Genomic DNA, 12,533 nt, shown 5'->3' on the forward strand with positions numbered 1-12,533 from the left:
CCGATCAAAATGATCCTTACTTGACCGAACCGAGCGACAGACCCTGGACCAGCTTGTCCTGGGCCGCGAACCCGGCCACCAGCACCGGCAGCGAGACCACGAACGCCGCCGCGCACAGCTGCGCCAGGAACAGGCCCTGGCTGGTCACGAAGCTGGTCAGGAAGACCGGCGCGGTCTCGGCCACGGTCGCGGTCAGCACCCGGGCGAACAGCAGCTCGTTCCAGCTGAAGATGAAGCAGATCAGCGCGGTGGCCGCGATGCCCGGCATGACCACCGGGGCGATCACCGAGCGCAGCGTCTTGACCAGGTTGGCCCCGTCCATCTGCGCCGCCTCGAGCATCTCCACCGGCACCTCGGAGAGGAACGAGCGCATCATCCACACCGCGATCGGCAGGTTCATCGAGGTGTAGAAGATGATCAGCAGCCAGATGTTGTCGAGCAGGCCGGCGTTCTGGGCGAACAGGTAGAGCGGGAGCAGACCGGCCACGATCGGCAGCATCTTGGTGGAGAGGAAGAAGAAGAGGGTGTCGGTCCACTTCTTCACCGGCTTGATCGACAGCGCGTACGCGGCCGGGATGGACAGCAGCAGCACCAGCGCGGTCGACAGGATGCTCGCGGTGAGCGAATTCAGCAGCGGCGGCCACGGCGAGGCGCCGCCGGTGAAGAACTCGCGGTAGCCCTCGATGGTGAGCGGGGCGAACACCGCGGGCGGGTTCTGCGCGGCGTCCGACTCACCGTGGAAGGAGGTCAGCACCATCCAGACCACGGGCAGCACGAACAGGATGCCGACCACCCAGGCCAGCAGGCTCAGCCAGGGCCCGCCACGCGACTTCTTCTTCTCGACGGCCTGCGGCGCCGTCGTGGCAACCGTACTCATCGGCCCGGGTCCTCTCGGAAGAGCGACGACACGGTACGCAGGGCGAACGTCGCGATGATGATGGTGCCGACGACGACGATCACGGCGGCGGCCGATGCCCGGCCGTAGTCGTGGGCGTTGTAGAAGATCGTGTAGATCGTGTACGGCAGGTTCGCCGTGCCGAGCCCACCGGACGTGATGGTGAAGACCGCGTCGAAGTTCTGCACGATGTAGATCGAGCCGAGCAACCCGCCGAGCTCCAGGTACTGCCGCAGGTGCGGGAGCGTCATGCTGCGGAAGATCTGCCAGCTGTTGGCCCCGTCGATCCGGGCCGCCTCGATCACGTCCAGCGGCCGCCCCTGCAGGCCGGCCAGCAGGATCAGCATCATGAACGGCGTCCACTGCCAGACCAGCGCGAAGATCACCGACCAGAGGGGCATGTTGCTGATCCAGTCGGGCTGGGGCGGGTCGGCGCCGAAGATGCCCCAGATCCAGGTGAGGGCGCCGTTGAAGAGGCCGTACTCGGGGTTGTAGAGGGCGTGCTTCCAGAGCAGCGCGGCCGCCACCGGCACCACCAGGAAGGGCGCGATCATCATGGTGCGGACCGCGCCCCGGCCCCGGAACTTGCGGTCCAGCAGCAGCGCGATCCCCAGCCCGAGGATCAGGCTGATCAGCACCACCCCGGCGGTGAGCAGGATCGTGGTCCAGACCGCCTCGCGCATGTTCACGTCGGTGAACACCCGGACGAAGTTGTCGACCCCGGCGAAGCCCCGCTCGTCGGGGTAGTACGCGTTCCAGTCCATGAACGAGATCACCAGCGTGGCCAGGAACGGCAGCTGGGTCACCACGATCATGAAGATCAGCGCGGGCAGCAGCGGCGCGCGCCGGGCCCAGGCCGAGGTCTTGCGGATCACGCCCGGGGGCGGCGCCGACGTGCCCGCCGAGGTCTTCTCCGCCACGGTGGTCATGAGCTGGCCCCCTGCCTCGACTTGTAGCGTTCGGCGACGTCCTCGGCCAGGCGCTGCCCTCGGTCGAGGGCCTCGTCGACGCTCATCTGCCCGGCGACGGCCGAGCTGACGTACTGGGAGACCTGGGTGCCGAGGTCGGTGAACTCGGGGATGTCGATGAACTGGATGCCGATCGCGGGCCGCGGCTGCACGCCCGGGTTGCGCGGGTCGGCGGTGGTGATGGCGTTCTTGGTCGGCTCGGCGAAGGCGGCGGCGACGCCCAGGTACTCCTGGTTCTCGTAGGTCGAGGCGCGCTTGCCGGCCGGCACGCTGGACCAGCCGACGTCCTGGCCGACGAGTTCCTCGTACTCCTTGGACGACGCCCAGGAGATGAACTTCCAGGCGTTGTCCTTCTTCTCGCTGGCCTGCTGGATGCTCCAGGACCAGGCGTAGAGCCAGCCGCTGCTCCTCGTCTGCATGACCGGCGCGGCGGCGTACCCCATCTTGCCCTTGACCGGCGAATCGTCGGCCTCGAGCGAGCCGGCGGCGCTGGTCGCGTCGTACCACATCGCGGCCTTGCCCTGGACCGTGTTGTTCAGGCATTCGGTGAAGCCGGCCTGCGGCGCCCCGGCCTCGCCGTGCTCGCGGACCAGGTTGACGTAGAAGTTGGTGGCCGCCTTGAACTCGGGCGCGTTCACCTTCGGCGTCCAGTCCTTCTCGAACCAGGTGCCGCCGAACGTGTTGACGACCGTGGTCAGCGGCGCGAACACCTGGCCCCAGCCGGGCTGGCCGCGCAGGCAGATCCCGGCCATCCCGGGCTGTTTGCCGTCCACCCGGGCGGCGATGTCGGCGACCTGGGTCCAGGTCGGGGCGGCCGGCATCTGGATGCCCTGCCCGTCGAGCACGTCCTTGCGGTACATCAGGAACGAGGACTCGCCGTAGAACGGCTCACCGTAGAGCTTGCCGTCGTCCGCGGTCAGCGACTGGGTCATCGACGGCAGGATGTCGCCCTGGTCGAAGCGGGTGTCCGCCTTGACGTAGTCGTCCAGCGGGGCGATCCACTTGGACTTGGCGTAGATCGGGATCTCGAAGTTGGACAGCGAGGCCACGTCGTACTGGCCGGCCTGACTGGAGAACTCCTGACTGATCTTGTCGCGGACGTCGTTCTCGGGCAGGACGGTGAAGTTCACCGAGATGCCCGTCTCGCGGGTGAAATGGGCGGCGGTCAGCCGCTGCAGATCGATCATCTGCGGGTTGTTGACCATCAGGACGTCGATGCTCTTGGGGTTGTCCGAACCGCCCTCGCTGCCACCCCACCCGGCGCAACCGGACGAGACGAGAAGGACGGTTGCGGAGATCGCGGCTGTCGCCGCACGAATGTGGGCACGAGACACGTGGCCTCCCCGGCGAGGCGGACATCGTTGTCACCGGCTGTTGTGACGCCGGTAACAGAACGGTCATCAGTACATGCCTGTGATCGATTACATGTCAACCGTCCGGGGGAGGTCGTGCATAAATGAGTATCGAAATCGACGGCCTAGGCGACGCGGGCCCGGCGGCCCATCACCTCGACCACGTCGCCCCGGTGCAGCTGCCGGCCGCGGCGCAGATCGACCTCTCCGTTGACGCTCACGTCACCGGAGGTGATCAGCACCTTGCCCTCGCCGCCGGTGTCCACCAGGTCGGCGATCTTGAGGAACTGTCCGAGCCTGATCATGTCTCCGTCGATCACTACGTCGCGCATGCCGACCATTGTCGACCACGGCCGGAAAATAATCGTTGAACCCTTGAACCATCCGGGCCCGCGATACGAACTACCCGTCGTGAGCCGAAACCTCATCGCCCGCCGTGCGGGCGTTCTGGCTGCTACCACCGTGGCAGGCGCCCTTACCATGGCCGGCCCAGCCATGGCGGACGTCAAGGTGGAGCCGGCCAGCGCGCCCCAGGGTAGCGGGCAGAATGTCCACTTCCAGTTCACCAACACCTCCTCGTGCACGGTGAACAAGGTCAAGATGCTGATGCCGGCCGACACGCCGGTGGCCGAGGTGTTCCCGCTCTCCAACGAGGGCTGGGCGCCGCTGATCACGCCGCTGAAGCTGACCACCCCGCTGACCAGCGTCCACAACGGCGCCCCGGTCACCGAGACAGCCTCCGCGGTCACCTGGATCGCGATGAAGGGCCACGAGGTCGCGCCGGGCAAGACCGACGACCTGGCCGTCGCGCTGGGTCCGCTGCCGACGACCTCATCGATGCGCTTCACGCTCGAGCAGACCTGCACGGACGGCAAGGCCGGACCGGCCATCCCGGCCGTCAGCCTCGCGCTGACCCCGGCGGCGCCCGGCCAGACCAGCGGCCACGGCGGCCACGGTGACACCGGCGGCGCGACCCAGGGTGGCGGCACCTCGGCCGAGGACGACGCCACGTTCCAGGCGCTCATCGACGCGCAGGACGACGGGCTGGGCTTCTGGACGTACGCGGGCTGGGTGGTCGGTCTGCTCGCGCTCGGCGCCGTGGCCGTGCTGCTGCTCCGCAACCGCCGCCGGCCGGAGGACGAGGCCGGCGACGACGCTCAGGACGAGCCGGAGGACGAGGCCGGCGAGGAGAAGGAACCGGTCGCCGCCGGCGCGCCGCGGGTCACCTCGTGGCGCTACCAGGACGGCCCGGACAACTAGGGCGAGACTCCCCGCGCTGGTGGGCGCGGGTGAATGTCGTGGAATGCGCGTGGGGCGCGGGACACGACGAGCAGGTGGGGTCAAGGGCAAGACCCACGACCTGCGGCCATCGGGGCGGGAGAGTTCGGTCTCCCGCCCCGATGCATACCCAGGCCCAGTGGTAGGTCAGGAGTTGACGCCGGCCGTACGCGGCGTCTTGAGGGCCTCGATGATCTCGCGCTGGACGCGGTCGGCGTCCTCGTGCGGGACCTGGCAGGTGCCCGCGGCCAGGTGACCTCCGCCGCCGTAGCGCAACATCACCTCGCCGATGTCGACCGGCGAGGTGCGGTCCAGGATCGACTTGCCGCAGGCGAAGACGGTGTTCAGCTTCTGACGGCCCCAGATGATGTGCATCGACACCCGGGCCTGCGGGAACATCGCGTACACCATGAACCGGTTGCCGGCGTGGATGGTCTCCTCGTCGCGCAGGTCGACGATGACCACGTCCCCCTCGACGTGGCTGACCCGCTCGAGCTGCTCCTGGAACATCAGCGAGCAGTCGCGGTAGAGGTCGGCGCGCTCGGCCACGTCCGGCAGGGCCAGGATCTCCTCGACCTCCTGCATCTGGATGCAGGCGTCGATGAGCAGCATCATCAGCTGGTAGTTGGAGATCCGGAACTCGCGGAACCGGCCCAGCCCGGTGCGGCTGTCCATCAGGAAGTTGAGCAGCGTCCAGCCCTCGGGCCGCAGGATGTCCTCGAGCGTGTAGTCGGCCGAGTCGGCCTGGTCCACGGCCCGCATCAGCTCGTCGGAGATCTCCGCGAAGCGCTCGGCCCCGCCGAAGTGCTCGTAGATGACCCGGGCCGCCGACGGGGCGTCGGGATCGATGATGTGGTTCGAGAGGCCGGCCTTGTTACGCAGCGTCTCCGAATGGTGGTGGTCGAAGACCATGTAAGCGCCCGGCGCGTACGGCAGGTTGGTCAAGATGTCACGTTCAGTTATATCGACCGCGCCGTCCTGGACATCCTTGGGGTGAACGAACGTGATGTCGTCGATCATGTCCAGGACACGCAGCAACACCGCACAGACCAGGCCGTCGAAGTCGCTGCGGGTGACCAGGCGGTACTTCACGTGACGCTCCCTCGGGATCTTCGGCGTTAACTACCAATATGCCACTTTTGCGGCGGCGGACCCGGCGCGATGGCCAGGACGGGTCTGAACCCCGCGCGGAGCGCCCTGCGTAAGGTTCAGTCAGACGCTCACATCGGCCGGAGGACGATCAACGATCATGGACACCGCCCCTCAGCTCATCCAGGAGCGCAGCGCCCCGCCCGCCACTCTGGTGATCTTCGGCGCATCCGGCGACCTGACCCGGCGCAAGCTGCTCCCGGCGGTCGAGAGCCTGGCCCGGCACAACCGGCTCCCCGCCGAGTTCGCGCTGGTCGGCGTCGCTCGCACGCCGATGGAGGACAGCCAGTTCGCCGGCAGCGCGCTGGGCGACCGCAGCCTCCTCGACAAGCCGCAGCTCCAGGGCGGCATCCGCTACGTGTCCGGCGGCTACGACAACCCCGAGACCTACAAGCGGCTCGGCGAGGTCCTCGACGAGCTGGACGCCAGCCGGGGCACCGCGGGCAACCGCATCTTCTACCTCTCCACCCCGGCCGAGGCCTTCCAGCCGGTGATCAACGGGCTGGCCGGGGCCGGGCTCAACCAGGCCCGCGAGGGCTCCTTCGCCCGGCTGGTCATCGAGAAGCCGTACGGGAAGAACCTGCAGACCGCCCACGAGCTGGACGGCATCGTGCACGCCGCGTTCGACGAGCACCAGGTCTTCCGGATCGACCACTACCTGGGCAAGGACACCGTTCAGAACGTCCTGGCCCTGCGCTTCGCCAACTCGATCTTCCAGCCCATCTGGGACCGCTCCTGGGTCGACCACGTGCAGATCACGGTGGCCGAGACGCTGGGCGTCGGCACCCGCGGCGGGTTCTACGAGCACGCCGGCGCGATGCGCGACATCGTGCAGAACCACGTGCTCCAGGTGCTCGCGCTGTCACTGATGGAACCGCCCGCCTCGTTCGAGGCCGAGGGCCTGCGCAACGAGAAGGTGAAGCTGCTCCAGTCGGTGCGGCTGCCCACCAACCGGGACGTGGCCGATCTGGCCGTGCGCGGGCAGTACACGCGGGGCGGCACCCGTGACGACCTGATGGCGGGCTACCGCGAGGAGCAGGGCGTCGACCCACTGTCGCGGACCGAGACCTACGCGGCGATGCGGCTGAACGTGGACAACTGGCGGTGGGCGGGCGTGCCGTTCTACGTCCGCACCGGCAAGCGCCTGCCGGCCCGGCTGACCGAGGTCGCGCTGCAGTTCCAGCGGCCGCCCCACCTGCCGATCCCGACCAGCCAGCTGACCGACCTCGAGGCCGACGCGCTGGTCCTGCGGATCCAGCCGAATGAGGGCATCTCACTGCGCTTCGGCGCCAAGGTGCCCGGCCACTCCTTCCGCGTGCGTACGGCCAGCATGGATTTCTCGTACGACACCACGTTCACCGAGGAGTCGCCGGAGGCGTACGAGCGCCTGCTGCTCGACGCGCTGCTCGGCGACCCGACGCTGTTCATCCGCACCGACGAGGTCGAGCAGTGCTGGCGGATCGTCGACCCGATCATCGAGAACTGGGCGGGCGACCAGTCCCCGATCCCGACGTATGAGGCCGCGTCCTGGGGTCCGACCGACGCCAACCGGCTGATCGAACGCAGCGGGCGGAAGTGGCGCAACGCGCCTTGAGATTCAACTCTGCCTTCAGTCTGGTGTTGGGTGGTGGTGGGGCTGAGGACGGCGGTTCCGGGGAGGCGACTGGAGTGCGCTTACTCGCATAGGGTGGAGAGATCCTTACCCCTCCCCGGAACGAAAGCGACACCCCATGCAGGTCTCGGTCGCGCACCACCCACCGAACACGGCCGTCCTGAATCTCCGCGGCTCTCTCGACATCGACACCGCGCCCGCCCTCAAGGCCAACCTGTCCCGCCTCGTCGAACGCTCGGCCCCGCATGTCGTGGTCGACCTCTCCGGCCTCGACTTCTGCGACTCGATGGGCGTCGGCGTCCTGGTCACCGCCCACGGCCGGGCGATGGAGCGGGGCGGCTGGGTGCGGCTGGCGGCGCCGTCCAGTTTCCTGCGCCGGCTGCTCGACACCCTCGGTCTGACCGAATACCTGGCGCTCTATCCCGACCTGGAAGCGGCGCTCAAGGAGTAAGGGGCGCCCCGGGAGACCCGGGACGCCCCTCGCTGTCCGTGCGTGCTAGCTGGTGATGCCGAAGGCGATCCGGCCCAGCGTGTCCTCGGTGCCGACGAAGCCCTCAGCCGGCGAGAACGCGTCGTCACCGAAGTCGACGTCGACGTCGTCCGCGGTGCCGCCGATGTTGTCCGGACCGACGCCGAACAGGTTCTGGAAGTTCGCGCCGCCCGCGTCCTGCAGGTTGACGTTGAGGCTGGCGTTGTCGGTGTGGAAGTTGCCGAAGAAGTGACCGGCCTCGTGCGAGGTCACGTTGCCGACCGCCTGGGCCACGAACGCGATCCGGTCACTGGCCGGGGTCAGGTACGTGTTCAGCGAGGCCGCGCTCGACCCGGCCGGGTTGCTCAGGGTGTCGAGCAGGACCAGCGCGCTCTCCTGGGTGTCGAAGTTGCCCGGGTCGATGCTCTGCGCGATGCCGATCGTGGCGATACCCGATTCGGCCTGGGTGCCGCCGATGATGATCCGGCTGACGTTCGGCTTACCGAAGGTGTCCGGGTCGTCCAGGCTGTTCGTCACCTGGAGCTTGAACCGGTTGTTGAGGCCCGAGTCGATCATGTCCTGCTTCAGGCTCTCGGTGACGCTGGCCGTGATGGCCGCGATCAGCTCGTCCTCCTGGGACCGCGGGATGTTCCAGCGGGACATGAAGGCGGCGAACGGGGTGAGCGTGACGGTGCCCGGGCCGCCGAAGACCGCGGTGTTCACCCGCGCGCCGTCGAAGTCCAGGAACAGCGTCTGCACCGGCGGGGTGCCGCCCTCGAGCGTGGGGCGGAAGGCCTCGACGGTGATGTCGTACGCGCCGGAACCGGTGGTGACGCCGATGAAGTGCCAGCCGGCCTCGGTGGCGACGTAGTCGGTCTGCGCGTTGCCGCCACCCGGGAGCGGGGAGGTCGGCGGGTAGATCGCGGTGGCGTCCTGGTTGGAGCCGTGCACCTCACGCGGGTCGGTGTCGTACACGGTGATGTAGGACGGCGAGCCCTTCACCGACGCGCCGAGCACGTCGCCCTTCTTCAGGTTGACCGAGAAGAAGTCCTCGTCCGCCTGGGCCGTGGTGATGCTGAGGTCGTAGGTGCCCTCGCTGGTGACGCCGTCGCCGCTGGCCGGGTCGTTCGGGCTGGCCTGCAGGTTGCCGTAGGCGCCGACGGCGAGGAAGTAGGTGCCCGCGGCGGGCACCTTGAACTGCAGCTTGCTGGCGAGGAACTCGACCGCGCCGTCGTCGTCGAACGCGACCTGGGTGCCGTCGGCCGCGTACAGCCGGACCAGGGTGTCGAGCCCGCCGGTGAGGTCGCCGGTCTCGGCGGTGATGGTGTCGCCGGCCGCCGAGGTCAGCGAGTAGTAGTCGAAGTCGCCGGTGCTGTCGCCGAGCGAGCCGTGCGCGCCGTCGCCGATCTCGCCGGTGGTGGTGATGCCGTCGGCGGTGACGCCGAGGCCGGTGACCCGGGCGGTCGGGATGCTGCCGTCCTCAGTGGCCGCCGGGGTGGGCGCGATCGCGGTGCTGGTGACCGGCTCGGGGTCGAGCTGACCGACCACGCGGGCCGCGGACGACTGGTTGGCGCCGGTGCCGAAGCCACGGAGCCGCTGGGCGAACGCCGGGGTGTCGTTGCCGCCCCGGGTGCCGTCGAACTCGTCCTCCTCGAAGAGGACCGGCCGCGCGGCGGCCCTGGCGCCGGCCTTGGCCTTGAGTTTGGCCGACGCCTTGGCGGCGGCCTGCTTGGCCAGATATGTCTTCCACCCGCTGTAATCAGCCTTGGCCGGATCGCCCAGGTTGGCCAGGAACGGGTTGACGCCCTTGGGCTTCACTCCCGGCTTGGCCTTCGGCGCGAACGGAACGCCGGCATTGACGGCGGCCTTCTCGGCGGCGCTCAACCCGGAGCGTGAACCACCCGCGGGATCCGGTGCAGCGGTCGCCACGCCCGGTGTAAGCGTGATCAGCCCGAGCAGCACTGCTCCGGCGGTCGCGATGCTCCTTCGCATCTTGTATTCCCCCTTCAGCGCATCCCGGCCCCCCGGCCGTAGACAGCAACCGGAACGCTACTGAAGGTGGCGATCAATATCTAGTGTGGTCAATTGATACGTGTATGACGGACCTATGTGGACTTGACAGTGTCCAATGCGGCCACTGCCGCGCCGCGCGCCCCGGCCATGTCCAGGTCTGCCACCAGCGCGAACGCCGCCGCGTCGACCTGTTCCCGCCGCAACTGGGTGTGTTCACGCACCGTGTTCAAGAACCACTGCCGGAACCCGGGCGTCGCCTCTACGACACCTCCACCCAGGAAATATGCATGTGGATCAGTGAAATTGGCCGCGATCGTGAAAAGCTTCCCGATCGCCTTGGCCTGTTGGCCGAACACGGCCAGTGCGAGCGGATCCTCTTTTTCGCCGTAACCGCGTAAAAGCTTGGCCGCTTTATCGATGGGCTCGGCGGCCAATGGGTGCTCGGGGAATTTGGCCAGCCAGTACGGCAGCAGATTCTTCTTGATGCCGGTGAGCGACGCGATGCTCTCGACATCGCCCTCGAAACCGCAGTTGCAGGCCGGCACCGGCTGGTCCGGCTCCAGCACGTCGTGCAGCGGGATCTGCACGTGGCCGAGTTCGCCGGCCATCCCGGCCGCGCCGCTGATCACCCGGCCGCTCTCCACCACGCCGCCGCCGAGGCCGGTGCCGACGATCGCCGAGATCGAGCCGGTCTCCCCCGCCCGGGCGCCGAAGTGCCGGTGGTGCGCGTAGAGGGCGGCGGCGTTGGCGTCGTTGTTGTAGATCACCGGCAGCCCGATCCGGGCCTCCAGGGCGCCGCGGATGTCGAAGCCGTGCCAGGACGTCTGGTTGAAGTTGGTGGAGCCCTTGGACGAGATCACGCCGGTCGCGCTGGCCGGGCCGGGGGTGTCCAGGCCGACCGCGCGCACCAGGGTCAGCGGTGTGCTGGTCAGCGTCAGGATGTTGGTGAGCGCCTCGGCCAGCTGCTCCACGGCCGGCTCCGGGCCGTCGGTGACCAGGCTCGGGTTCTCGACCAGACGGTCCACCAGGAACCGTCCCGTCGCGTCCAGCACGGTCGCGTTGTTGCAGGTACCACCGTTGTCCAGCCCCACGACGACCCAGGACGCCGGAGTGCGCACCGCTTCGATGTGATCCACACCACGAGACTACGTCCGAGCAGGCCCGGGCGGGAACGGGTGCCCACGGATTGCGCCTCGGTTGCCTCGGTCCGAATCACCGAAGGGCACTGCCCGTACGGGCCGATGAGCCCGGCATGACAACGCGCCGCACCGTCCTCGCCGCCTCTGCCGTTGCCGTCTCGACCGTCGCCGCCGCCGACCTGCTGCTGGCCGCGCCCGCGGTCGCCGCCGGTCCCGCCGACCTGCTCCCGGCCGACCAGATCGCGCACCTGCTGCGCCGGGCGACCTTCGGCGCGACGCCGGCCACCCTGGCCGAGGCGACCAAGCTCGGCGTGAACGGCTGGCTCGACCAGCAGCTGAGCCCGGCCAAGATCAGCGACGCCGCCTGCGACAGCCTGCTGACCCGGCTCCCGCTGGCCGGCGCCGACATCGCGACGGTCCGGTCGAAGCTCAAGGTGCACTCGTACGACGCGTTCAAGGAGCTCGGCCGGGCCACCGTGGCCCGCGCCGTCTGGAGCAACCGGCAGCTGCTGGAGACCACGGTCAACTTCTTCAACAACGTGCTGCACGTGGCGGCGCCCTCAGCGGGCGTCTGGGACAGCCGGAGCGACTACGACCAGCAGGTCATCCGCAAGCACGCCCTCGGCACCTTCGCGGACATGCTCAAGGCCTCCGCCCGGCACCCGGCGATGCTGACCTACCTGGACAACCGGTCGTCGACCAAGGCGCACCCGAACGAGAACTACGCCCGCGAGCTGATGGAGCTGCACACCGTCGGCCTGGTCTACACCGAGGACGAGGTCAAGGCGGCGGCCCGGCTGCTCACCGGCCTGACCGTCAGCAGCGCCGGCGCCTACACCTACACCGCGGCGAAGCACGCCACCGGCGCGGTCAGCGTGCTCGGCTTCCAGCACGCCAACGCCACCGCCGAGGGCGGCGAGGCCGCCGCGCTGGCCTTCCTCGACCACCTGGCCAAGCACCCGGCGACCGCCACCCGGCTGGCCACCCGGATGGTCGTCCGGTTCGTGGCCGACGAGCCGCCCGCGACGCTGGTGGCCAAGCTGGCCCAGGTCTACCTGGACAACGGGACCGCGATCGCCCCGATGCTGCGCGCGCTGTTCACCTCGCCGGAGTTCGCCGCGTCGGTCGGCCAGAAGGTGCGCACGCCGTTCGAGGACCTGACCGCGACCGTCCGCACGCTCGGCCTGGCCCCGGAGAAGGACGGCACCAAGGCCCTGGACGCCCTCTACAACATGCTGGTGGACGCCGGCAACGCGCCGCTGCGCTGGGCCCCGCCGAACGGCTTCCCGGACGTGGCCGCCGCCTGGGCCTCGCCGTCCGCCTTCCTGATGCGCTGCAACAGCCACCTGAACCTCGCCACCGGCTGGTACCCCAGCCAGCTCGTCCGCCCCGCGGATCTGCTCAAGTCCCTGGTGCCCGTCCTGCCCGGCACGTACGGCGCCCTGGTCGACGCGCTGGCCCGCCGGCTCGCCGGGACGACGCTCCCGGCCACGCACACCGCCGCCGTGCTCAGTGTCGCGGGCAAGCTGCCGACCAGTCCCTTGAGCAGTTCCGACAAGTCGCTCGCGGGCAGCCTGCCGTACCTGATCGCGCTGGTCCTCGACGCGCCGACCTTCTCGCTGAGGTGATCTCTGTGAACGCTGCTTCTTGTGACGAGA

11 protein-coding genes are annotated in these 12,533 nt (G+C 68.9%); 4 read left to right on the plus strand and 7 right to left on the minus strand.

What is annotated here, in order from left to right:
• Positions 1-16: 16 nt before the first annotated feature.
• From AB0O15_RS31900 to AB0O15_RS31915, 4 genes are all read right to left on the minus strand, one after another.
• Positions 17-877 (minus strand): carbohydrate ABC transporter permease, encoded by an 861-nt coding sequence (locus tag AB0O15_RS31900; protein ID WP_364326081.1) that lies wholly within the window; start codon positions 875-877, stop codon positions 17-19.
• Positions 874-1,824: a sugar ABC transporter permease gene (locus tag AB0O15_RS31905; protein WP_364326084.1), complete on the minus strand. Its 951-nt coding sequence runs from the start codon at positions 1,822-1,824 to the stop codon at positions 874-876. The genes AB0O15_RS31900 and AB0O15_RS31905 overlap by 4 nt, the downstream gene beginning before the upstream one ends.
• Positions 1,821-3,197, minus strand: coding sequence for a sugar ABC transporter substrate-binding protein (locus AB0O15_RS31910; protein ID WP_364326087.1), 1,377 nt, complete (start codon positions 3,195-3,197; stop codon positions 1,821-1,823). Before AB0O15_RS31910 ends, AB0O15_RS31905 begins: the two co-directional genes overlap by 4 nt.
• 143 nt (positions 3,198-3,340) lie before the next feature.
• The gene (locus tag AB0O15_RS31915) at positions 3,341-3,547 is read right to left on the minus strand and encodes an RNA-binding S4 domain-containing protein (protein WP_364326090.1); all 207 of its coding nucleotides are present in this window, start codon (positions 3,545-3,547) and stop codon (positions 3,341-3,343) included.
• Positions 3,548-3,710: 163 nt separating this feature from the next.
• Between AB0O15_RS31915 and AB0O15_RS31920 the strand changes: the two genes are divergently transcribed.
• On the plus strand, positions 3,711-4,475 hold the full coding sequence (locus AB0O15_RS31920) for a DUF1775 domain-containing protein (protein WP_364326093.1): 765 nt from the start codon (positions 3,711-3,713) through the stop codon (positions 4,473-4,475).
• A gap of 165 nt (positions 4,476-4,640) precedes the next feature.
• Here AB0O15_RS31920 and AB0O15_RS31925 read toward each other — a convergent pair whose 3' ends face one another.
• Positions 4,641-5,585 (minus strand): exopolyphosphatase, encoded by a 945-nt coding sequence (locus tag AB0O15_RS31925; RefSeq protein WP_364326096.1) that lies wholly within the window; start codon positions 5,583-5,585, stop codon positions 4,641-4,643.
• A 157-nt stretch (positions 5,586-5,742) separates the two neighbouring features.
• On the opposite strand from AB0O15_RS31925, the gene zwf reads away from it, so the two are divergent.
• Positions 5,743-7,236, plus strand: coding sequence for a glucose-6-phosphate dehydrogenase (zwf, locus tag AB0O15_RS31930; protein WP_364326099.1), 1,494 nt, complete (start codon positions 5,743-5,745; stop codon positions 7,234-7,236).
• A gap of 136 nt (positions 7,237-7,372) precedes the next feature.
• Positions 7,373-7,705, plus strand: coding sequence for an STAS domain-containing protein (locus AB0O15_RS31935; RefSeq protein WP_364326102.1), 333 nt, complete (start codon positions 7,373-7,375; stop codon positions 7,703-7,705).
• Positions 7,706-7,750: 45 nt separating this feature from the next.
• Here AB0O15_RS31935 and AB0O15_RS31940 read toward each other — a convergent pair whose 3' ends face one another.
• Together AB0O15_RS31940 and AB0O15_RS31945 are read right to left on the minus strand one after the other, a co-directional pair.
• Positions 7,751-9,715, minus strand: a complete 1,965-nt coding sequence (locus AB0O15_RS31940) for a PPC domain-containing protein (RefSeq protein ID WP_364326105.1) — start codon at positions 9,713-9,715, stop codon at positions 7,751-7,753.
• A 113-nt stretch (positions 9,716-9,828) separates the two neighbouring features.
• The gene (locus AB0O15_RS31945; RefSeq protein WP_364326108.1) at positions 9,829-10,872 is read right to left on the minus strand and encodes an ROK family protein; all 1,044 of its coding nucleotides are present in this window, start codon (positions 10,870-10,872) and stop codon (positions 9,829-9,831) included.
• A 116-nt stretch (positions 10,873-10,988) separates the two neighbouring features.
• Between AB0O15_RS31945 and AB0O15_RS31950 the strand changes: the two genes are divergently transcribed.
• On the plus strand, positions 10,989-12,503 hold the full coding sequence (locus tag AB0O15_RS31950) for a DUF1800 domain-containing protein (RefSeq protein ID WP_364326111.1): 1,515 nt from the start codon (positions 10,989-10,991) through the stop codon (positions 12,501-12,503).
• Positions 12,504-12,533: the final 30 nt, after the last annotated feature.

This window comes from Actinoplanes sp. NPDC089786 (assembly GCF_040684855.1).
Lineage (GTDB): Bacteria > Actinomycetota > Actinomycetes > Mycobacteriales > Micromonosporaceae > Actinoplanes.

Excerpts from the sequence above, each read along its gene's own strand:
- AB0O15_RS31920 (WP_364326093.1), top strand. The coding sequence starts at position 3,711 with ATGGCGGACGTCAAGGTGGAGCCGGCCAGCGCGCCCCAGGGTAGCGGG.
- AB0O15_RS31900 (WP_364326081.1), bottom strand. The coding sequence starts at position 877 with ATGAGTACGGTTGCCACGACGGCGCCGCAGGCCGTCGAGAAGAAGAAG.
- AB0O15_RS31905 (WP_364326084.1), bottom strand. The coding sequence starts at position 1,824 with ATGACCACCGTGGCGGAGAAGACCTCGGCGGGCACGTCGGCGCCGCCC.
- AB0O15_RS31940 (WP_364326105.1), bottom strand. The coding sequence starts at position 9,715 with ATGCGAAGGAGCATCGCGACCGCCGGAGCAGTGCTGCTCGGGCTGATC.
- AB0O15_RS31915 (WP_364326090.1), bottom strand. The coding sequence starts at position 3,547 with ATGCGCGACGTAGTGATCGACGGAGACATGATCAGGCTCGGACAGTTC.
- AB0O15_RS31950 (WP_364326111.1), top strand. The coding sequence starts at position 10,989 with ATGACAACGCGCCGCACCGTCCTCGCCGCCTCTGCCGTTGCCGTCTCG.
- AB0O15_RS31935 (WP_364326102.1), top strand. The coding sequence starts at position 7,373 with ATGCAGGTCTCGGTCGCGCACCACCCACCGAACACGGCCGTCCTGAAT.
- zwf (WP_364326099.1), top strand. The coding sequence starts at position 5,743 with ATGGACACCGCCCCTCAGCTCATCCAGGAGCGCAGCGCCCCGCCCGCC.